Source organism: Fluviibacter sp. (assembly GCF_057744235.1).
Window position 1 is genome coordinate 1 of sequence record NZ_JBIJFP010000011.1, and the last position, 19,469, is coordinate 19,469.

General features: G+C 55.1%; 20 protein-coding genes and 1 tRNA gene. 12 read left to right on the top strand and 9 right to left on the bottom strand.

What is annotated here, in order from left to right:
• Nucleotides 1-488 precede the first annotated feature (488 nt).
• From AC3GOJ_RS06810 to AC3GOJ_RS06830, 5 genes are all read left to right on the top strand, one after another.
• Nucleotides 489-1,217: a glycosyltransferase gene (locus AC3GOJ_RS06810; protein WP_488236715.1), complete on the top strand. Its 729-nt coding sequence runs from the start codon at nucleotides 489-491 to the stop codon at nucleotides 1,215-1,217.
• Nucleotides 1,218-1,283: 66 nt separating this feature from the next.
• On the top strand, nucleotides 1,284-2,345 hold the full coding sequence (locus AC3GOJ_RS06815) for a tetratricopeptide repeat protein (protein WP_488236716.1): 1,062 nt from the start codon (nucleotides 1,284-1,286) through the stop codon (nucleotides 2,343-2,345).
• Between the two features lie 85 nt (nucleotides 2,346-2,430).
• A tRNA-Arg gene (locus AC3GOJ_RS06820) sits at nucleotides 2,431-2,505 on the top strand.
• Nucleotides 2,506-2,533: 28 nt separating this feature from the next.
• A complete protein-coding gene (locus AC3GOJ_RS06825; protein WP_488236717.1) occupies nucleotides 2,534-3,079 on the top strand; it encodes a peroxiredoxin in 546 nt (181 codons plus the stop codon).
• A gap of 1 nt (nucleotide 3,080) precedes the next feature.
• On the top strand, nucleotides 3,081-5,006 hold the full coding sequence (locus AC3GOJ_RS06830) for an ATP-binding cassette domain-containing protein (RefSeq protein ID WP_488236718.1): 1,926 nt from the start codon (nucleotides 3,081-3,083) through the stop codon (nucleotides 5,004-5,006).
• A gap of 9 nt (nucleotides 5,007-5,015) precedes the next feature.
• Here AC3GOJ_RS06830 and AC3GOJ_RS06835 read toward each other — a convergent pair whose 3' ends face one another.
• Genes AC3GOJ_RS06835 through cls form a run of 3 tightly spaced genes read right to left on the bottom strand, consistent with a single transcriptional unit; the run spans nucleotide 5,016 to nucleotide 8,477 of the window.
• On the bottom strand, nucleotides 5,016-6,110 hold the full coding sequence (locus tag AC3GOJ_RS06835) for an alkene reductase (RefSeq protein WP_488236719.1): 1,095 nt from the start codon (nucleotides 6,108-6,110) through the stop codon (nucleotides 5,016-5,018).
• 32 nt (nucleotides 6,111-6,142) lie between these two features.
• Nucleotides 6,143-6,994, bottom strand: coding sequence for a 23S rRNA (adenine(2030)-N(6))-methyltransferase RlmJ (locus tag AC3GOJ_RS06840; protein WP_488236720.1), 852 nt, complete (start codon nucleotides 6,992-6,994; stop codon nucleotides 6,143-6,145).
• Nucleotides 6,995-7,007: 13 nt separating this feature from the next.
• On the bottom strand, nucleotides 7,008-8,477 hold the full coding sequence (gene cls, locus AC3GOJ_RS06845) for a cardiolipin synthase (protein ID WP_488236721.1): 1,470 nt from the start codon (nucleotides 8,475-8,477) through the stop codon (nucleotides 7,008-7,010).
• Between the two features lie 168 nt (nucleotides 8,478-8,645).
• Here cls and AC3GOJ_RS06850 point away from each other — a divergent pair, with 168 nt between their 5' ends.
• Genes AC3GOJ_RS06850 through AC3GOJ_RS06860 form a run of 3 tightly spaced genes read left to right on the top strand, consistent with a single transcriptional unit; the run spans nucleotide 8,646 to nucleotide 12,165 of the window.
• Entirely contained in the window at nucleotides 8,646-10,616 is a 1,971-nt protein-coding gene (locus AC3GOJ_RS06850) for a heme lyase CcmF/NrfE family subunit (protein WP_488236722.1), read from the top strand.
• The gene (locus AC3GOJ_RS06855) at nucleotides 10,616-11,149 is read left to right on the top strand and encodes a DsbE family thiol:disulfide interchange protein (protein ID WP_488236723.1); all 534 of its coding nucleotides are present in this window, start codon (nucleotides 10,616-10,618) and stop codon (nucleotides 11,147-11,149) included. The genes AC3GOJ_RS06850 and AC3GOJ_RS06855 overlap by 1 nt, the downstream gene beginning before the upstream one ends.
• Nucleotides 11,149-12,165, top strand: coding sequence for a cytochrome c-type biogenesis protein CcmH (locus AC3GOJ_RS06860; RefSeq protein ID WP_488236724.1), 1,017 nt, complete (start codon nucleotides 11,149-11,151; stop codon nucleotides 12,163-12,165). Before AC3GOJ_RS06855 ends, AC3GOJ_RS06860 begins: the two co-directional genes overlap by 1 nt.
• Nucleotides 12,166-12,237: 72 nt before the next feature.
• Here AC3GOJ_RS06860 and ccmE read toward each other — a convergent pair whose 3' ends face one another.
• Nucleotides 12,238-12,684: a cytochrome c maturation protein CcmE gene (gene ccmE, locus AC3GOJ_RS06865; RefSeq protein ID WP_488236725.1), complete on the bottom strand. Its 447-nt coding sequence runs from the start codon at nucleotides 12,682-12,684 to the stop codon at nucleotides 12,238-12,240.
• Between the two features lie 89 nt (nucleotides 12,685-12,773).
• On the opposite strand from ccmE, the gene AC3GOJ_RS06870 reads away from it, so the two are divergent.
• From AC3GOJ_RS06870 to AC3GOJ_RS06885, 4 genes are all read left to right on the top strand, one after another.
• A complete protein-coding gene (locus AC3GOJ_RS06870) occupies nucleotides 12,774-12,941 on the top strand; it encodes a hypothetical protein (RefSeq protein ID WP_488236726.1) in 168 nt (55 codons plus the stop codon).
• A 154-nt stretch (nucleotides 12,942-13,095) separates the two neighbouring features.
• A complete protein-coding gene (locus AC3GOJ_RS06875) occupies nucleotides 13,096-14,946 on the top strand; it encodes a sensor histidine kinase (protein ID WP_488236763.1) in 1,851 nt (616 codons plus the stop codon).
• A gap of 108 nt (nucleotides 14,947-15,054) precedes the next feature.
• A complete protein-coding gene (locus AC3GOJ_RS06880; RefSeq protein WP_488236727.1) occupies nucleotides 15,055-15,735 on the top strand; it encodes a response regulator transcription factor in 681 nt (226 codons plus the stop codon).
• An 80-nt stretch (nucleotides 15,736-15,815) separates the two neighbouring features.
• Complete coding sequence (locus AC3GOJ_RS06885; protein WP_488236728.1) at nucleotides 15,816-16,172, top strand: hypothetical protein; 357 nt, start codon at nucleotides 15,816-15,818, stop codon at nucleotides 16,170-16,172.
• 4 nt (nucleotides 16,173-16,176) lie between these two features.
• Here the strand turns inward: AC3GOJ_RS06885 and ccmD are convergent, their stop codons facing one another.
• The 5 genes from ccmD to AC3GOJ_RS06910 are packed head-to-tail and all read right to left on the bottom strand — an operon-like array spanning nucleotide 16,177 to nucleotide 19,357.
• Nucleotides 16,177-16,344: a heme exporter protein CcmD gene (ccmD, locus tag AC3GOJ_RS06890; RefSeq protein ID WP_488236729.1), complete on the bottom strand. Its 168-nt coding sequence runs from the start codon at nucleotides 16,342-16,344 to the stop codon at nucleotides 16,177-16,179.
• Entirely contained in the window at nucleotides 16,344-17,087 is a 744-nt protein-coding gene (ccmC, locus tag AC3GOJ_RS06895; protein ID WP_488236730.1) for a heme ABC transporter permease CcmC, read from the bottom strand. Before ccmC ends, ccmD begins: the two co-directional genes overlap by 1 nt.
• 23 nt (nucleotides 17,088-17,110) lie before the next feature.
• Nucleotides 17,111-17,779, bottom strand: a complete 669-nt coding sequence (gene ccmB, locus AC3GOJ_RS06900; protein ID WP_488236764.1) for a heme exporter protein CcmB — start codon at nucleotides 17,777-17,779, stop codon at nucleotides 17,111-17,113.
• Between the two features lie 5 nt (nucleotides 17,780-17,784).
• Nucleotides 17,785-18,417, bottom strand: a complete 633-nt coding sequence (ccmA, locus tag AC3GOJ_RS06905; protein ID WP_488236731.1) for a cytochrome c biogenesis heme-transporting ATPase CcmA — start codon at nucleotides 18,415-18,417, stop codon at nucleotides 17,785-17,787.
• A 7-nt stretch (nucleotides 18,418-18,424) separates the two neighbouring features.
• The gene (locus tag AC3GOJ_RS06910) at nucleotides 18,425-19,357 is read right to left on the bottom strand and encodes a ZIP family metal transporter (protein ID WP_488236732.1); all 933 of its coding nucleotides are present in this window, start codon (nucleotides 19,355-19,357) and stop codon (nucleotides 18,425-18,427) included.
• Nucleotides 19,358-19,469: the final 112 nt, after the last annotated feature.

The following is a 19,469-nucleotide window of genomic DNA, read 5'->3' on the forward strand; positions in this document are numbered from 1 at the left end:
TGATTGAAACCAATATCTTTGAAAAAATCTCGCTGGATCAACTGGTCAATAATGCAATGTCGGGTGATTTTGAACCAGACGTCGCTAACCAATTGATCCTCCTTTAAAATCTACCGGACAGTAGTGACAGTCAAGATTTGTTTGCATCGATTTCGCATGGTCATGATGAGCGCTTTAAGTATACAAACATGAACGGCGTGAGGCCAACACGAGAATATTTGATAGCTTTAAATATGTTGTACAGCACAGTTAAGTATGACCTTGAAGCAATCAAAGGGGGGGTGAGTCAGCCTGATCGAAATTTGATTAGAGAGCTTGCGACAAATTCGATCAATAAATTTATAGAGCAAAATTATCAACCAGTGGAAATGTATTTAGACATTGGCGAGCGCACCGATTGTACAAGGCTGTCAGATTTAAAGTTTGGGCGCAGGATCTTATATAAGATAGAAAAGATATAAATAAAAATATGCTCAAGGAAAATTGGCGTGAAAATTAATCAAATATTAATTACTGAAGATGATTCGCTCCCTATTTCGCCGTATCTGTTAGATGCGATTGGGACTGTGAGAAAACATTATCCCTATGCTGATTATCGACTGTATAGGCATGAGGATTTGCGTTCATTTATTGAGTCGGCCTATGGTTCGACTATGCTAAAGGCTTTTGACAAGCTCCGCCCTTATGCGTACAAGGCTGATTTAGCAAGATATTTACTGCTCTACGAATTTGGCGGCTGGTATTTTGATATTTCAACGCGCCTTATGTCACACGTGGCGATATCTGATGAAGTTGATCTTGTCGCATTCATTGATCCTCCTCAATATACCGGTACATCGTTTGCTTGTAGTCAGGGGGTTGTCTATTCTTCTGCAAAGAATCAATTATTTGGTGATTTGATAGATAGAGTCTTGGCTAATATAAAAAACGAGTATTACGGGTTTAATTCTTTATGCCCAACTGGGCCAATACTATTTGGGCAGTCGATAGCGATGTTAGGGCCAAATAAGAGAAATGTTTTTGGGACTTTTATGGAGTTGACTCCAGGGTTTCAAAATAGAAACAGAGCTCATGTTTTTCACGATGGCACAATTTTTGCTTTGCACAAGCCGGGAAATTTAGGTGGAGATTTGACTCGTTTGGGAGTTGTTGGTGCAAATAACTACGGTGAATTGTATAGCCAAGGACAGGTTTATGACCCAAACATAACTTTTTGATATCTAGTTGTCACTTTATATGTTCGCATCCATATGCGCTTTGGTTATTAGTGGTAGACGTTTAAGATGAGGGTGGATATAACTAATTGTCCGCATAGCCGCTATGAGTATGGTGAATCAGACATTCTGGTCAAATTTGCTTTACTTTACGCGCTTCGCCACATTTTCTACTTGATGCCCATCATCCGACAGATGTTGGGGAACTGGACGGAGGTGGAAGCTAATGTCTGGTTTTTGGCCGGTGACCTAGTCGCCATCGTTTTGCTCTACACTTGGTTCAATCGTGTTCCTACGGCGGGTAGCGGCTTCAGAACGATTTGGCGCTACGGCCGTGAGTTGTTGACGTTTGCTTACCTGTGGTCTGCGGGATGCCTGCTTTGGCTAAATTGGGCAGCGTTATTTAATGCCGATCACCGACATTTTGTGGCTGTCGTTGTTCTGTTGGCCTTGGATGGATTGGTTATCGCCTATTTGTTAGGTTCGTCACAGGTCAAGGCGGTTTTTGCGAGTTTCCCGCCGCCAGATCAGGCAGATGAATTAAAACGCCTTGCGACTGAATCAGCTAACGCGAAGCGCCAACTGATAGCGGCTGCAAAGCTGGCGGTGCCAATCGCTAAAGAGGGCACACCTGAAAGCGTGCGAGAAAATGAGCTTCGAGCGCTTGTTGACGTTGAGCCGAGCGATGCCATGGCATGGTTTGAGCTTGGTGTACTGGCCTACCAGCACCAGAAAAGCGAGCAGGCGCAGGCTTTCATGAATAAAGCCTTGTCATGCGATGCTCAAAACGCCATCATCTTGCGCAGCCTGTGTGAGTTAAACCGCCAACAGGGCAGGGTTTCCGATGCCGTCCGTTATGGTCTACAAGCCGTTAAATTTGCGCAGGAGGATGAAATAGCCCATCTGAACCTGGCGCTAGCGCTCACTGACAAAAAAGACTTTGATGCTGCCATAACTCACTATCACCGTGTTCTTGATAGTAATCCGCAAAATCTCCAGGCTTGGTTGAATATGGCGGTGTTGCTTGCGCAGCAGAAGCGACGAGACGATGCGCTAGCTGCACTGGAGGCAGTAATGTTGATTGAGCCGGAAAACCCACACGCGACATCACTTAAAAGCCAGTTGCAATAGATTTTTTGGGACGATTCAGTCAGGTTGATTGTTAGAATTTCAGCCATATTGGCCTCCTGTTCATACCGGTATAATCCGTTATGGCGTCTCCGTAGTTAAATGGATATAACTTTCCCCTCCTAAGGGAAGATTAGTGGTTCGATTCCACTCGGGGACACCACGTTACTTATCCGTGGATACCGCACCCCATGAAATATTTTATTACCCTGGCAATCATTGGCCTGCTGGTTTGGCTGTGGCGTGCGCAATCACGCAACAAAGCCACAGACTTAGGTTTGCCTATGGTGGGTGCGCCAGCGCCAGCCTTTGAGTTGCCCGATACCCGGGGTAATCGTCATACGCTGGCTGATTACCGTGGTCGCTGGGTCGTGCTCTATTTCTACCCCAAGGCTGATACGCCGGGTTGCACACGTCAGTCTTGCAAGTTCCGTGATGACTGGCACAGCTTTCAGCAAATGGGCGTAGCCCTGGCGGGCATTAGTGCCGATTCGCCAGCGGCCAATGCGGCCTTTGCCCTCAAGTTTCATCTGCCGTTTCCGCTTTTTTCAGACACCGGCGGTGCGTTTGCCCGCCAATATGGCGCCTGGATGAATTTGGGTATCACCGGTTTTCCGCGTCGTTACACGTACATCATTGATCCGGATGGTCGTATTGCCAAGGTCTACACCGACGTTTCGGTCTCTGAGCACAGCGAAGAAGTCCTGGCAGACCTCCAGCGTTTGATGGGGTTCTGAGATGCCATTGTTATCGGTCAATGCAGGCTGTTTGGCCTATGGCGATGTGCCATTGCTGGATCATGTAGATTTTCAAATTGATGCCGGAGAGCGTGTTGCGTTGATCGGTCGCAATGGCACGGGTAAATCCTCTTTGCTGGCGGCCATTGCCGGTTTACGCGCACTGGATGATGGCCAGGTCTGGAAAGCGCCGAATCTGCGTATTACCTATGTCGCCCAGGAACCCGAATTTGAACCGGGTGCGACCGTGTTTGATGCGGTGGTGGGCGGATTGGGCGATCAGTCCCGGTTACTGGCGGCTTATCACGAGTTGTCGCACCGCCTGGCGGATCTGCCAGAAGCCGAGCGGTCCAGTGCCCTCGATGAATTGGCGAGATTGCAGCATGAGCTGGAAGCCAGCGATGCCTGGCAACAGAATGCCCTGGCCGAACGGGTGATTGCCGAGTTTCATCTCAATGCCGATGCCCGTATTGACGATCTGTCCGGTGGACAGAAGAAACGGGTGGCCCTGGCCTGTGGCCTGGTTTGCGAACCCGATGTGTTGTTGCTCGATGAGCCGACCAACCACCTGGATATTGCCGCCATCGACTGGCTGGAAAATTTGTTGCTGGTCCGCAATGTCGCGTTGTTGTTCATTACCCACGATCGGCGGTTTCTGGATCGCCTGGCAACACGCATTGTTGAATTAGACCGTGGCCTATTGAGTAGCTACCCCGGTTCGTTTACCAAATACCAGGAGCGCAAAGCCCAGCGCTTGCATGAAGAATCGCTGGAGCAGGCACGCGCCGATAAGCTGCTGGCGCAGGAAGAAATCTGGATCCGCAAAGGCGTGGAGGCTCGCCGTACGCGTGCCGTCTTTCGAGTGCAACGGCTCGATCAATTGCGCGCTGAACGTGCGGCACGACGCAATCAGCAGGGCCAGGTCGCGATGCGCGTTGATTCGGGGGATGCCTCTGGTGCATTGGTGGCTGATCTGATCAATGTTTCCAAATCTTATGGCGACCGCAAGATTATTGATGACTTCAGTGGACGCATCATGCGCGGTGATCGTGTCGGCCTGATTGGTCCGAACGGCGCCGGTAAAACCACGATGCTGCGATTGATATTGGGTGAGATCGAACCCGATAGTGGCACGGTGCGCAGAGGCACGAAACAGCAGGTGGCGTACTTTGACCAGTTCCGCACGGCGCTGGACCCGGATGCACCACTGCATGAAGTCATTTCCCCGGGTTCGGATTATGTCGAGGTCGGTGGTCATCGCACGCATGTCATGAGCTACCTGGGTGACTTTCTATTCTCGCCGCAGCGTGCGCGTTCTCCGGTTAAATCGCTCTCTGGTGGCGAGCGTAACCGCCTGCTGCTCGCCCGATTGTTCGCCCGACCGGCCAATATTCTGGTACTCGATGAGCCGACCAATGATCTCGATATCGACACGCTGGAATTGCTGGAAAGCTTGTTGCAGGACTACCAGGGCACCATTCTTCTGGTCAGTCACGACCGGAGCTTTCTCGATAATGTGGTGACGCAAGTCATTGCTGCGGAGGGCGACGGGCAGTGGCGCGAATTCGTGGGCGGCTATAGCGATTGGGCTGCGTGGCATGCTGCACAGAGCAAAGCCGTAGAAAAAGTCGGTACGGCCAAACCGGCGAACAAGGCTGCTGAAACGGTAGCATCCCCTGCCACTGGTAGCCGCGCCACCAAGTTGAGTTACAAGGAACGGCAGCAGTTGAATGCGCTACCGGGACAGATTGAAGCCCTGGAAGCCGAACAGGCCGCGTTAATGGCACAGGTCAACGATCCGGCTACTTACGCCAGCGACCCCGGGGCCGCGCAGGTGATGGCGAATCGGCTGGCAGCGATTGACGAAGAACTGCTGGAACTCCTCGAGCGCTGGGAGGCGCTCGAGGCTAAAACCGGTAAAGCTTAAACCAAGTGATCAGCTCAGTGCCGGGTAATCGGTGTAGCCCACTTCGGCGCCACCATAAAAGGTATTCGGGTCCGGTTCGTTGAGCGGGGCGTTTTCTCGCAGTCGGCGCACCAGATCCGGGTTGGCGATAAAAGGCCGGCCAAAGGCCACCATATCGACCAGATTGGCACCCAACAAGGCTTCCGCCGTCGTTGCGTTATAGCCTCCGCAAGTAATCAGTGTGCCGACAAAGGCTTCACGGAGTTGTAGACGGAATGCCGGTGTCAGTGGGGCGCCACCGGCCCAGTCCGGTTCTGCAATGTGCAGGAAGGCGATGTTGCGCTGGCTGAAGGCTTTCGCCAGGTAAAGCGCCATTGCGGTGGATTCCGGGTCGTCGATGTCGTTGAACACACCCTGCGGCGAGAGGCGGACGCCGACCTTGTTGGCACCAATGGCGGCAACCACGGCATCGAGTACTTCCAGCACAAAGCGTGCCCGGTTTTCCAGGCTGCCACCGTAGGCATCCGTGCGCTGGTTGCTGTTGGGCGACAGAAACTGGTTCAGCAGGTAGCCGTTGGCGGCATGCACTTCCACAAAATCAAAACCGGCCTTCACGGCGTTATGGGCGGCGGTTGCGTATTCGGCCACGATGCCGGGCAGTTCGTTGGCTTCCAGTGCGCGGGGCATGGCCGTGGGCACATTGGCCGGTGTGCCATCGGGCTGGATGACAAAGCACTGGCCTTTGGCCTGAATGGCTGACGGCGCCACCGGGTCGGTGCCGCCCGGTTGCAGGAGTGGGTGAGAGATGCGGCCGACGTGCCAGAGTTGCAGCGCCATGTGGCCAGCTTTGGCATGGACAGCATCAACGACGCTTTTCCAGCCGGCAATCTGCGCATCACTGTAAATACCGGGTGTCCAGGCATAGCCCTGACCCTGTTGTGAAATCTGCGAGGCTTCACTGATGATGAGTCCTGCGCTGGCACGTTGTGCATAGTAGGTGGCGTTGAGTGCTGTTGCGGCATCACCGGCACCTGCGCGGGAGCGGGTCATGGGTGCCATGGCGATACGGTTACTCAGGCGGGTATTGCCAACGGTGGTGGGTGTAAACAGTAGGGCGTCACTCATACGAAGCTCCGTCTTTAAAAAGTTGCTGAGGGTTACTGAATCTGCCAATCCAGGGTGAATTCGCCGTAACCGTTGGTGGCCAGGTGTTCGGCCAGCCAGGGCATGCAGTTTTCCAGTGTTTCGGGCAGTGTCCAGGGTGGGTTAATGATGAACATGCCGCTTCCGGTCATGCCCAGGCCATCACTCGCTGCTGGCTGGGTCGATAGCGTGACATGCAGCCAGTTAGGTGTGCCCAGTTTCAACAGGCGCTGCGGCAGTTCAACGGCTTCCCGGCGCGCCAGTTGCGGATACCACACGGCATAGGTGCCGGTGGCAAATCGTTGGAGGGTGTCCTTCAGGCTGGCGACGACTTTGCCGTAGTCGGTCTTGTCTTCATACGACGGGTCAATCAGCACGGCAGCACGGCGGGCCGGTGGCGGCATCAGTGCCTTGAGCCCGGCCAGGCCATCGGCCACATTAATCTGTGTACGCTTCTGAACAAACTTCATGGTCTGAGCGAGTAGCGGGGCATCGGTGCTATGCCGCTCGAAAAAACGCAGCGGATCGGCAAAGCGCGTGCAGTAGCCCGAAATCCAGGGAGAGCCCGGGTAGTGTTTCAAGGCCGGGCTGGCGTTGGCCGCTTTCACGATTTCACGATAGCGGGCCACGGCCTCCGGGAGTTCGTCTTCCGGGAGCTCCCAGAGCTTGCCAATGCCGGTGATCCATTCACCGGTTTTGCGGGCCATGGTGCTTTCCACCAGATACATACCGGCGCCAGCATGGGTGTCCAGCACCATGAAGGGTTTGTCCTTCTGGCTGTAATAATCCAGGATCTGGATCCAGACCAGGTGTTTGAGCACGTCAGCAGGGTTGCCGGCATGAAAGGCGTGGCGATAACTCAGCATGGGGTTTCTAAGGTTAGAGGAGAGGCGCCATCAACTGGGCGGCGTTTTCTTTCAGGCGTTCGAGTAATGGGCGATCCTGCCAGCCGGTGGCATCGACGGGCACTGATCGTGCCAGATAATGCGCTTGCAAGTCACGGACCTGACGGCTGAAGGCCGCATCATAGATCATGAGGGTGATTTCATAGTTCAGACGCAGGCTACGCATGTCCAGATTGACGGAACCAAAAATGGTGAAGCGGCGATCAACCACCAGACTCTTGGTGTGCAGTAGCCCGCCAGTAAATTGCTGAATCTTCACACCCGCTGACAGCAGATCGCCCATATAACTGCGGCTGGCGTAACGCACCAGCTTGGAGTCCACCCGTTGCGGCACAATCAGTGTGACATCCACGCCACGGCAGGCGGCTGTTTGCAGGGCCTGGAACAGGGCATCATCCGGTACAAAATACGGGGTCGTCAGCACCACTTCCTCGCGCGCGTCGAGCACGGCACTCAGAAGGATATGTGACATGTTGGCGACCTTGTAGCTCGGGCCTGAGGGCACAGCCTGTACCATCAGATCCCCCGATGGCGGCGGAATTTCGGTGTCGCGCATCTGATCCAGAAAGCGACTGAAACCTTTGATGTTGCCAGTCTCGACAGCCCAGTCACTTTCAAAGACCGCGGTCAGCGCGCAGGCGACCGGGCCAACCCCCCGCGCCATAGCATCAACCCACTCGCCCACACCGGCGTCCTGTTTGAAAAAGGCGGGGTCGACCAGGTTCAGGCTGCCAGTCCAGGCAATATGCTGGTCAATCGCCACAATCTTGCGGTGCAGGCGCAAATCGGCACGGCCGAACTGCAGCCGCAGCGGGTGAATGGCACAGGCTTTGGCTAAGTGGATGCCGGCAGCGCGCAGGCGCTCCGGCCAGTGGCTCTTCCAGAACGTCGCGCTACCCAATTCATCCAGCAGTACCCGGCAGGCAATGCCGCGCTGCGCGGCACGAATCAGGGCTTCGCCCACTTCATCGGCCGTACCGCCGGGATTCCAGATGTAGAACTCGATGTCACAGCGGGACCGGGCTGCGTCAATGTCGTCGATGATGCCATGCAGAATGGTCTGAGCATCGGAAAACAGGTTGAGCTGATTGCCGGGCAGGGGTGGCATACCGCCATGGTGTTCGGCCAACATGGCCATGGACTGAAAATGTGCTTCGATGCGGTCTGTGACGTCGGGAAAGCGCGCGTCAAAAAGTGCCGTCATATCTTCGTATGCGGGCTTGATGGCTTCGATGTGCTGTTTTCGGGTTCGACCTGTAGGTCGTTCTCCGATCAGCAGATAGGAACAGACGCCAATGACCGGCATCATCGTGACGATCAGAATCCAGGCCATAGCCACCCCGGGTGGTCGGCGGACCCAGATAATGCGTAGTGCAAAAAGCAGTACGATGACCGGATGAATCAGATATAACCAGATGGAATCAGTGGCGAAGGCCCAGACCATGTCTTTACCAGGATGTCTTAACAGGTAGTTGGCAGTTTACCCTGTTCTTCCGACTTGCATCGGACGGCGGGCTCCTTTAGCATCACGGGTTCAATAAACGTAAAGTGTCCACGCCAAGACCGGGGTTTTACCCGCGATAGTCGACATCGGTTGTAAAAGGGTTGAATAATGATTCCTGAACTTGGGCAGTTGGCCCTGTCGCTGTCGTTGTTTGTGGCGTTGTCATTGTCCGTTTCGGGCCTTGCCGGTCCACAACTTGCCATGCCTGTCTGGGTCCGTCTGGCCAAGCCCCTGGCGCTCACCCTGTTCGCGCTTTTAGCGGCCGCTTTCTTCTGCCTCACCTGGAGCTTTGTCACTAACGATTTCTCAGTGGCGTATGTGGCCGGGCATTCCAATACCCAATTGCCTATGGAATACCGCTTTGGTGCCGTCTGGGGGGGGCATGAGGGTTCGTTGCTCCTGTGGGTATTCATGCTCACTGCCTGGACAGGCGCTGTCGCGATATTTTCTCGGACCCTGCCGGCCGAGGTGGTGGCGCGAGTCCTGGGTGTCCTGGGTCTGGTCAGCTTTGGTTTCATTCTGTTTATTCTCTTTACGTCGAATCCCTTCACTCGCTTGCTACCGGCCGTGATGGAAGGACGTGATCTGAATCCGCTGCTGCAGGATCCGGGCCTCGTTTACCACCCGCCCATGCTCTATATGGGGTATGTCGGCTTCTCGGTCGCGTTTGCTTTTGCCATTGCCGCTTTGTTGGCCGGTCGGCTGGATGCCACCTGGGCCCGCTGGTCGCGCCCCTGGACGTTAGCGGCCTGGGTGTTTCTGACCATCGGTATTGCGCTGGGTTCCAACTGGGCCTACTACGAATTGGGCTGGGGTGGCTGGTGGTTCTGGGATCCGGTAGAAAATGCCTCGTTTATGCCTTGGCTGGTGGGGACGGCCCTGATTCACTCACTGGCCGTGTCAGAAAAGCGCGGTAGTTTCAAAAACTGGACGGTATTGTTGGCTATTGGTGCTTTCTCGCTGTCGCTGCTGGGCACCTTTATCGTCCGTTCCGGTGTGCTGACTTCGGTGCATGCCTTTGCTGCTGATCCGGCACGGGGCGTTTTTATTCTCGTGTTTCTGGTCATGGTGGTGGGCGGCTCACTGGGCCTGTTTGCCTGGCGCGCGCCGACAGTGGGTCGTGGTGGCGCATTTGCCCTGGTATCTCGTGAAACCCTGCTGCTGATGAATAATGTGCTGCTTCTGGCCGGCACGGGTGCTGTGCTGTTGGGTACCGTGTACCCGATGGTCATTGATGCGCTCAATCTGGGTAAGCTGTCCGTGGGCCCGCCGTACTTCAATGCGGTGTTTGTGCCGATCATGCTGCCGTTGTTGTTGCTGTTGCCGTTTGGGCCGGTTGCACGCTGGAAGCAGGATCAGCTGTTGCCGCTGATCAAACGCCTGCGTATCGAAGCGGTGCTGGCAATTATTGCTGCTATCGTCTTGCCGCTACTCATGGGTAGTTGGCGGCCGATGGTGGCGGTCGGTGCCGGGCTGGCTGTTTGGGTTATGGCGGGCGTGGTGCGCCAGGTGGTTGTGCGGGTTAAAACCAGTTGGCCACCGCGTGCCTTCTGGGGCATGCAGTGCGCGCACTTAGGTTTGGCTGTGTTTGTGATCGGTGTCACCTTCGTGAGTAGTTATCAGGTGGAGCGCGATGTCAGCATGGCGCCAGGGGATACAGTCTCCATTCACAACATTCAGCTCACGCTCAAGGGTGTGAGCCCGGTGCGTGGCCCCAACTATGAGGGTGCACGCGGCGAGGTCCTTTACGGCCCTTTGGATCAACCCGAAAAAACCACCGGCACGCTCTATAGTGAAAAGCGGACGTATTTTTCCTCCACCATGCCGATGACCGAAGTGGGCATTGACAGCAGTATTACCCGCGATCTGTATGTGTCCATGGGCGAACCCACGGGCAACAATGCCTGGGCCGTGCGTGTGTATTACAAACCGTTTGTTAGCTGGATCTGGGCCGGTTGCGCCCTGATGGCGCTGGGCGGCATTCTAGCGGCATCGGATCGCCGCTACCGTGCGCGCCCCTCGGAAGCGGATGAGGTGTCGGCACAGAACGATACTAACGAAGAAAAGAGTACATCCTGATGAAACGTTTCTGGTGGTTTCTGATCCCGCTGCTCGCCTTTGCCGTACTGGTGTTTTTCCTGGCGAAGGGTCTGACCAAGAACCCGAGCTATGTGCCGTCACCGCTGGTGGGCAAGCCAGCACCCACCTTCGATTTGCCGCAATTGCATGATGCCAAGCAGACCTTCGCCCCGGAAGATCTGAAGGGCCGCGTCTGGCTGTTGAACGTCTGGGCTTCGTGGTGTGTGTCCTGTCGTGCCGAGCACCCGGTGCTCATCGACTTTGCCCGGTCGCACCCGGATGTGCCGCTGATTGGTCTGGACTACAAGGATCAGCGTCCGGATGCGCTGGCCTGGCTCAAGCAACATGGCAACCCTTATGTGCTCTCGGTCTTTGATGCGGATGGCCGTGTCGGTATCGACTACGGTGTTTACGGCGTACCGGAAACCTATGTGATCGATCAGACAGGTGTTATTCGTTACAAGCATGTGGGCCCGCTGACCCCGGAGGTGGTGCAGACCCTTATTGATCCCATGCTGAAAGGGTTGAAGTAATGAAGGGGCTCCTTAAGTACGTGGTCGCATTGCTGTTGCTCACCAGCGGTGCCGTTTATGCCGCAGAGGCCCAGCCGCTAGCGCAGAACCCGGTGGTGGAACAGCGCCTCAATGCCATTTCAGAAAACTTGCGCTGTCTGGTTTGTCAGAACGAATCGCTGGCCGGCTCCCGGGCCGATCTGGCCGAAGACCTGCGCCGCGAAGTGCGCCATCTGATCGAAGCTGGCAAGTCCGATAAGGAAATCATCGACTTCCTGGTCAGTCGTTATGGGGATTATGTGCTTTACGATCCTCCCTTTAAGGCCACAACCTTGCTGCTCTGGCTGGGCCCGTTTGCACTCCTGGCGGGTGGTCTGATTGGCCTGGTGGTTTTTTTGCGTCGGCGCAGCCGGCAAGGGCTGGTCGATGAAGACGATGCGCCTGTGGCGCTGGATGCATCTGCCGCTGGCGTAACACCGGTTGCCAAACCTCGGACCGCCGGGCGCTGGCTGGTCTGGCTAATCATGGTGCTCATCCCTGCGGGTGGGGTTCTGGTTTACCTCAAGGTGGGGAATCCGGCCGCGCTCAATGCCGCTAACGTCAAACCGGCCCCGGATCCCAATGTCATGGTGGCCCGCCTGCAGGCCAAAATGGATGCCAATCCGGATGATCCTGCTGGCTGGCAACTGCTGGCACGTGCCTATATGGTCATGAACCGGCCGGATGATGCGGTGAAAGCCTTTAACCATATCCTGCCCATCATCAAGCAGGAGCCGCAGTTGATGGCCGACTATGCCGAAGCGCTGGCTGCATCAGGGGATATCAAGGGTGCACGCGTCTGGATCCAAAATGCCGTCAAGCAAGGCAGTCAAGATCCCAAGGTCCTGTTTATGGCTGGTGGTTTGGCTTTTGATGACGGCAACTACAAGCAGGCGATCCAGTATTGGGAGCGTGTGATCAAGATCGTCGGCCCGGATTCACCGGAAGGCAAGTTTGTGCAGGAAAACCTGGGTGAAGCCAAAGCCCGTCTGAAATAAGCCCGCGGATTACTGTTGCCAGAAATGCAAAGGGAGCCTAGGGCTCCCTTTGTGGTTGGAACGCTGCAAAATTTACTTCAAGGTCTTCGACGCTTTTTCTACAGCGGCTTTGTCCAGCGCCTGTTGTGCTTCGGGCGGCATGTAGTTTTCGTCATGCTTGGCCAGCACTTCCGAGGCTTTGAACAATGAACCGTTGTCCTCCAGCTTGCCTTGGGCAACCACGCCTTTGCCTTCGCGGAAGAGGTCCGGCAGGATGCCGGTATACGTCACCGGCACATCGTGGGCCGTATCTGTGACGATAAATCGGACATTGACGCCATCTCGCTGGACGCTACCGTCTTTCACCATGCCACCAATGCGGAAGGCGCGGTTCTTGGGGGCCTCTCCAGTCGCCACCTGCGTTGGGGTGAAGAAGAACACCAGGTTTTCTTCAAAGGCGTTGAGTACCAGTGCTGCCGCGGTGCCAATGACAGCCAGCGCTCCAATGATCAGGGCAAATCGTTTGTGTCGTGCTTTCATCTGCACATTTTATCAATTTATAGACGGGCAGGTTTTATTTTTAGTGCCTTATTATGTAGAATCAGTGTGTTAGATCAACGGGCAGACCAATGCTGCGTGAACAGAAAGTCCAATTATTTGATTTTCTTGCGGGCCAGGCTAAAGCCTTTAATAAGGCGGACGCGCTGGCTGGTGCGGTGTTGTTCGCACATCCCTCGATTTTGGCAGCTGTGCTATTTTTTCTTGGCCAGCATCGCCGATATTCGGGTGTTTGCTAAAAAAACTTTGTACTGCTCATGAATTTGAATAGCGAGCCCTGGATGCGGCTAATGGCTGCCCGTGTAACCGGGAGCGAACGCTCAGTTCCCTTCGGCTCCTGGTTGAGAAGATCAACGCCTTGTGATTCTTAGAAGCATTCGAGCGCTCCTCTGTGTGTGGTTGTTGGCAAGTGCATGGGTTGCACATGCTCACGACTTCGTTACTGAGCGCACCTGGGTTGAAGACCCGACGGGCACCATGAGCCTGGCTGAGGCACAGCGGGCCAAAAGCACGCCTTTCGAGACCAAATACTTCACCCGCGGTTTCAGTCAGTCCACATTCTGGTTACGTTTGCGCATCAACCCGGACCTGAGACAGGATCATTCGCCCGTAGACAAACTGGTCATCCGGATCCGCCCACCGTATCAGGATCAGATTCGTCTTTATGATCCATTGGTATCCCAGGATCGTATTCGAGAGACCGGGGATTACTTTGACTGGGCGCATGACGAATACCGTTCACTGAATCTGAATTTCGTCATCCCGGTCGGTGATGCCCCGCGCGATGTCTGGCTAAGGCTGCGGACTGAACAGAGCACCATGACCGTGGTTGAAGTGATGTCGGAAGACGAAATACGGGCAGCCGATCGACGTCAGGAAATTGCGACGACGCTTTACTTTGCGGTTTTGCTCGTCTGTATGGGTTGGGGCTTGCTCAGCTATCTGAATCACAGAGACCGACTCGTCGGTATCTATATTGTTCGTGAATTGCTCGCCATTGCCTATGCGATGGTTATGTTGGGCTACTGCCGGGTTTTTACCTCCGGCTGGTTGCCAGCAGACTGGCTTGATGCCCTATCCAGCAACATTGTCTGGATCTTTGTGGCGTATGTGATCTGGTTCGACACCCAACTGATACGCGACTTCAAGCCACATCCGTGGCTGCTTAAAGTATTGCGGATACTACCTTTCGTCCTTCCTCTCAACTTGCTTCTCTTTGTTTGGGGAAAGGCCTATCTGGCGAATCTGATCAACTCCTATCTGGTCATTTTTGCAATCGTCGTTATTTTACTGGCGGCGCTGTCAACCCGTGCCTGGGATGAGGCTTGCGGTAAACCCGAAGACGAACAGCCGGTTTTTTCCAAAGCCTTTCTCGTTGGCATCTACAGCATTGTGTTGCTCGTGGTCTTCTTTAACCGCTTGCCGATTATGGGGTACGTGCCGGCACAGGATGGTTTTCTTTATCTGAACCTTGTGTATGCGCTTCTGAGTAGTATCGCCATGATGGTGCTGATTCAGGTGCGGGCACACCGTTTGGCCAAGCGTCAGCAGGAGGCCCAGCACCGGTTGGAACTGGCGAAACTGGAAGCTGCACAGGAACGTGCGCAACGCGTCGAGCAGTCGAACTTCCTCAAGATGCTGGCTCATGAAATGAAGACGCCGCTTTCGGTTGTGCGTATGACGATTGGTGCAGATCATCCTGACCCGCGATTTACGGATATGGCGGATCGCGCTGTTCAGGATATGAATAGCATCATCGAGCGTCTGCTGGAAGTGGAGAAGCTGAAGGATCATCAATTATCTGTTCATCAGTCCGAATTTGATCTGGTGAGCATGATTCATGGTGTCCGCGAGGCTTTGCCCTCAGGCTTGCGCGTGGCCGTTATGCTCCCGGATTCATTCACGATCAAAAGCGATGCGCGCTTTGTTCAGATCGTACTTTCCAATCTGATGGAGAATGCGCTGAAGTATGGTGCTGCGGATCGGCCTGTATCGGTGACTCTGCAGGCTATGGCAGCGGGACAGATCAGATTGTCGATCTGCAATGGCATCGGGAGTGCCGGTGTCCCGGATCCGGAACAGATCTTTGAAAAATATTATCGTGCGCCTGGAGCTCACGAACGAACGGGGTCAGGTCTTGGACTCTATCTGACTAAAGCACTGGTTGAATTGTTGCGTGGACAAATCCGTTTTAGTGCCGAAAATCAACGGGTATGTTTCGATGTCATTTTGCCTGTTGCATAGGCCTGAAAGTTTTTGTAAGTTTTAAAAGGCGCGACTAGGTACATTATTGCCTAAATCTATTTAGGACTATGATGCTGTTTGCATTCAGCTGAAATCCTGTTTCGACCTATGAACATCGTTGTCGTTGAAGACCATCAGGATTTGCGAGAACTATTCGTGCAACATCTGTTGCGGGATGGGTTTCATGTCGTCGGTGTTAACTGTGGCGAAGAGCTGGATGATTATCTGGCTAATGCAACGGTCGATCTGCTGATCCTTGATCTGAATCTGCCCGGTGAGAATGGCCTGGATATTGCACGTCGGATGCGTGCAGCGCATACCGCTCTGAGTATCATCATGCTGACCGCCCGGACCTCGGAAAGCGACCGGATCATCGGTTATGAAAGCGGCGCTGATCTCTATCTCCCTAAACCGATTTCCGCACAGGAGTTATCGGCAGCGGTGAAGGCAGTTGATCGACGCTTGCGATCGACAACTGAGATGGGGTCTTTGCTCACGTTGAATTTATCCCGGATGGTCATGGTCTCATCGATGGGTGAGGTCAGTTTGAGCAAGTCGGATACATCGTTACTCAAAGCCTTGGCCTCAGCGCCTGATCGACGTCTAGCCTATTGGCGATTGTTTGAAGTCACTGAACGTGGTCAGAGTGAGCTGGCTAAAGGTCAGCTCGAACTTCAAGTCTACCGGCTGCGCAGGAAGCTCGCAGAGATTGGTATTGACGAAGATTTGATTAAGGCCGTCCGACGAGAAGGGTATCAACTCACACAGCCACTCAACGTACAGAACTGAGGTGCGTTGTCAGTATTGGTTGCAGTTGCTTTGTTGATGTCATTCAGAATTTGTAGTCATTTTGATGTTCCTCGTTTTTTATGAATTTATTTCTTTCCAATATGCTGCATGGTCGTTTGTCGACCGATGTGCCCAAAGGTCAGGGCCGGGTGGTCTCGTTTGCCGGGTCGGATGCCGATATCCGTCTTGCCACCGGCTCCATGCGCGAACGCGTGCTGGGTTACCTGTATCTGAGTGGTGTTCCCAGTGTGGCGCGGGATATAGCCACAGCAATTAGAAGCAACCCGAGCCGTGTGACAAAAACACTCAGAGATCTGATTGATCTGGACGATGTGGTTGCCATCAAGCATGACGGCTGTGTCACGGAATACGGACTGACACCACAGGGATTGAAGACGCTAAAGGGGTCCCCGGTATTTGCCGGATTAAAACCCTGAGGCTTTAGGTATCGTCCTGATTCTGCTGAATCTGACGGATTGCCCGTTGACGGCGTTGGCGAACGAGTAAAGGCTCGGCCAGCATGGCGAGAGCACAGACGCCAAAGCTGCCCCAGACATACAGGCCATAGCCGCCCATGGCGAAGAATTCAGCAGGGCTATTCCAGAGCATTATGCAGCTTCCTTCACGTCGGGCAGGTGGTTAACCCATTCGGTTGTGGCTTCGCGTTCCAGCATGATGGTGCGGGCGCGCATCAATGCAACGGCAATCGTGTAAGCCCAGAAAGCCAGGGCCATGATCAACATGCCCCAGAGCATGGTGCTGGCCATGCTGGGGGATTTGGTCAGTGACACCGAAGCACCCTGATGCAGGGTGTTCCACCATTTGACCGAGAAGTAGATGATGGGTACGTTGACGACACCTACCAGCGACAGCAGGGCACCGGCACGGTCCGCACGGCGCGGATCATCAATGGCAGCATGCAAGGCCATGTAGCCGAGGTAGAGGAAGAAGAGAATCAGTTCGGAGGTGAGACGGGCATCCCAGACCCACCAGGCACCCCACATGGGTTTTCCCCAGAGTGCACCCGTCCACAGTGACAGAAAAGCGAACAGGGCACCGGTCGGCGCTAGCGCGCTGGTCATCATGCCTGAGAGGCGAGTGTTGAAGGTCAGGCCGAGCAGGGACCAGAAGGCCATGACGCAGTAGATGAACATCGACATCCAGCTGGCTGGCACATGAATGAAAATGATGCGGTAGCCTTCACCTTGTTGGGCGTCCGTGGGGGCAACGAAGAAGCTGATATAGAGGCCAATAGCGCCAAGGATGGCGGTGAGCGTCCAGAACACGGGGATAAGCTTGCCAGCGAGAGGATAAAAGGTGCTGGGAGCGCTGTATTTGAACCAGTTGATCATGATGCGATTTTATTCCAACAAAATTATTCCAGCGAAATCCGGAGTGCTGCGGTGGTGGCCCACGGAGAGAAGGCAGCGGCCAGCATGAGTAGCGCGCCGAGCAGCGACAGATGGCCGTCGGCCCCAAGGCCGGCAATATAGGATTCCACGGCACCCGCACCAAAAATCAGTGTGGGGATATACAGCGGCAAAACCAGCAGAGAAACGAGCAGGGCGCTACCACGCGCGCCCAGCGTGAGGGCGGCACCAATGGCGCCAATAAACGACAGCAGCGGGGTGCCGATAAGCAGGGTGAGCATAAGAATCCCGATGGCATCAGCTGGCAGGTCAAACTGCAAGCCGATCACGGGTGCCAGCAAGACCAGGGGTAAACCACAGACCAGCCAGTGGGCGGTGATTTTGCCGGCAATCAGAATGCTTAAGGGTTCCGGCGATAGCACCATCTGTTCCAGTGTCCCATCGGCATGGTCAGCCGCAAACAGACGTTGCAGGCCGAGCAGGGTGGCCAGCAGTGCGGCAATCCACATGGCACCGGGTGCGATTTTGCGCAAGAGATCGGGCTCCGGGCCGATGCCGAGCGGGAGTAGTGTGGTGACGATGACGAAAAAGAACAGTGCCGTGAGCACCTCGGTCTTGCGTCGCATGACCAGGAGCAGATCGCGCTGCAGAGCGGCAAAGTAGGCAGACAGCATCGGCATCAGTGTGGCACCGACAGGTTGAGGATGAAGCCCGGGGCATCGCCACCCAGGTCCGGTGTTTGATGGCTGGTCAACACCAGCATCCCACCACCGGCCAGGTGATCCTTGAGCAATGTTTGCACATCCGCGATGGCGTTGATGTCCAGCGCATTGAAGGGTTCATCCAGAATCCACAGTCTGGCAGGACGCAACAGCGCCCGTGCCAGTAGGCCCCGGCGTTTCTGCCCGGCAGAAAGTACACGGGCCGGCAGATGCTGGCGCTTGGCGAGCCCCATGCGGGTCAGTGCCTCGCGGATGGCGATGTCGGAGACCTTGACGCCATCCATGGTGAGTTGTGCACGCAGATTCTCGGTGAGTGTCAGGTCTTCTTTCAGACCGGCGTGGTGGCCGATGTAGAGCAGATCCTGATGAAACTGGCTGCGTTGCTTGCCGATAGGTGAGCCCTGCCAGAGCACCTCGCCATCGGCAGGGAGGGTCAGGCCGGCCAGAATACGTAACAGACTGGTTTTGCCCGCCCCGTTTTCGCCTTGTAGGTAAAGCCACTGGCCCTGATCCAGTTGCAGATCCAGACACTGGAAGAGCGTCTGATTGCCACGAATGCAGCACAGATTGCGGGCTTGGAGTGTAGGCATCTGCATATCAGCCCAGAACCGTATCCAGTGTCATCATCAGCGCAAAGCCGATTACGAGCCCGACCGTCGCGAATTTCTGATGTCCGTTGCGATGGGTTTCGGGAATCACTTCGTTCGATACAACAAAAATCATGGCCCCCGCGGCCAGGCCCAGACCGACGGGGTAGGCAACAGCCAGACCACTGGATAGCGTGAGGCCGATAATCGAACCCAGGGGTTCCAAGAGGCCGGTGAGGGAGGCGATACTGACGGATTTGAGTGGGCTGTATCCGACGCTGCGTAATGCCATGACCACAGCCAGGCCTTCGGGAATATCCTGCATCGCAATGGCAGAGGTGAGCGGAATACCAACCTGCAGGTCGCCCTGGGCAAAGCTGACGCCGATTGCCATGCCTTCGGGCAGATTGTGCAGGGCAATGGCCAGCACAAATAGCCAGATCCGGCTGACACGATGAGATTCTGGGCCGTAAGTGCCGGTCTTAGCATGCTCATGAGGCGTGAATTCGTCCATGCCCAACATCATCATGACGCCCAGGGCCATGCCTAGAACCACGGTCATGGCACCAAGAAAAGCATTGCCGGCAATGACCTCACCGGCTTTGATGCCGGGCAGAATGAGCGAAAATGAGCTGGCCGCCAGCATCATGCCGGCTGCCAGACCGAGTAGGCCATCCTCGATGCGTTGCGGCAGTGCCTTGAGGAAGAAGCCGGGAAATGCGCCAGCGGTGGTCAGCGCAAACCCGGCAAAGCCACCCCACAAGGCATAACGCAGATGGGTACCGGTGTTGTCGGTCAGCAGATCATGTAGCCCACCGAGAAAGAGCAGCAAAACCGCCAGGCAAGAAACGGCCAGCCCGATGGCGGTCAACGGGTGTGCTTCAACATGACGCCACCAGGCGTGCTGTCGTAGGGAGCCGGGTAAGCGACCAGATAAGGCCATCAGGCTGCCGTCGGGTCGCAAAAGTTACAAAAACTCATAAGTGATATCGTACCGGAGGGGGCGCATCCCGTCATCTTTGTTGGTCCGCCGCATGTCATGAATGCTTTGTTGC

Excerpts from the sequence above, each read along its gene's own strand:
- AC3GOJ_RS06815 (WP_488236716.1), top strand. The coding sequence starts at position 1,284 with ATGAGGGTGGATATAACTAATTGTCCGCATAGCCGCTATGAGTATGGT.
- AC3GOJ_RS06825 (WP_488236717.1), top strand. The coding sequence starts at position 2,534 with ATGAAATATTTTATTACCCTGGCAATCATTGGCCTGCTGGTTTGGCTG.
- AC3GOJ_RS06830 (WP_488236718.1), top strand. The coding sequence starts at position 3,081 with ATGCCATTGTTATCGGTCAATGCAGGCTGTTTGGCCTATGGCGATGTG.
- AC3GOJ_RS06835 (WP_488236719.1), bottom strand. The coding sequence starts at position 6,110 with ATGAGTGACGCCCTACTGTTTACACCCACCACCGTTGGCAATACCCGC.
- AC3GOJ_RS06840 (WP_488236720.1), bottom strand. The coding sequence starts at position 6,994 with ATGCTGAGTTATCGCCACGCCTTTCATGCCGGCAACCCTGCTGACGTG.
- cls (WP_488236721.1), bottom strand. The coding sequence starts at position 8,477 with ATGGTCTGGGCCTTCGCCACTGATTCCATCTGGTTATATCTGATTCAT.
- AC3GOJ_RS06850 (WP_488236722.1), top strand. The coding sequence starts at position 8,646 with ATGATTCCTGAACTTGGGCAGTTGGCCCTGTCGCTGTCGTTGTTTGTG.
- AC3GOJ_RS06855 (WP_488236723.1), top strand. The coding sequence starts at position 10,616 with ATGAAACGTTTCTGGTGGTTTCTGATCCCGCTGCTCGCCTTTGCCGTA.
- AC3GOJ_RS06860 (WP_488236724.1), top strand. The coding sequence starts at position 11,149 with ATGAAGGGGCTCCTTAAGTACGTGGTCGCATTGCTGTTGCTCACCAGC.
- ccmE (WP_488236725.1), bottom strand. The coding sequence starts at position 12,684 with ATGAAAGCACGACACAAACGATTTGCCCTGATCATTGGAGCGCTGGCT.
- AC3GOJ_RS06870 (WP_488236726.1), top strand. The coding sequence starts at position 12,774 with ATGCTGCGTGAACAGAAAGTCCAATTATTTGATTTTCTTGCGGGCCAG.
- AC3GOJ_RS06880 (WP_488236727.1), top strand. The coding sequence starts at position 15,055 with ATGAACATCGTTGTCGTTGAAGACCATCAGGATTTGCGAGAACTATTC.
- AC3GOJ_RS06885 (WP_488236728.1), top strand. The coding sequence starts at position 15,816 with ATGAATTTATTTCTTTCCAATATGCTGCATGGTCGTTTGTCGACCGAT.
- ccmD (WP_488236729.1), bottom strand. The coding sequence starts at position 16,344 with ATGCTCTGGAATAGCCCTGCTGAATTCTTCGCCATGGGCGGCTATGGC.
- ccmC (WP_488236730.1), bottom strand. The coding sequence starts at position 17,087 with ATGATCAACTGGTTCAAATACAGCGCTCCCAGCACCTTTTATCCTCTC.
- ccmB (WP_488236764.1), bottom strand. The coding sequence starts at position 17,779 with ATGCTGTCTGCCTACTTTGCCGCTCTGCAGCGCGATCTGCTCCTGGTC.
- ccmA (WP_488236731.1), bottom strand. The coding sequence starts at position 18,417 with ATGCCTACACTCCAAGCCCGCAATCTGTGCTGCATTCGTGGCAATCAG.
- AC3GOJ_RS06910 (WP_488236732.1), bottom strand. The coding sequence starts at position 19,357 with ATGGCCTTATCTGGTCGCTTACCCGGCTCCCTACGACAGCACGCCTGG.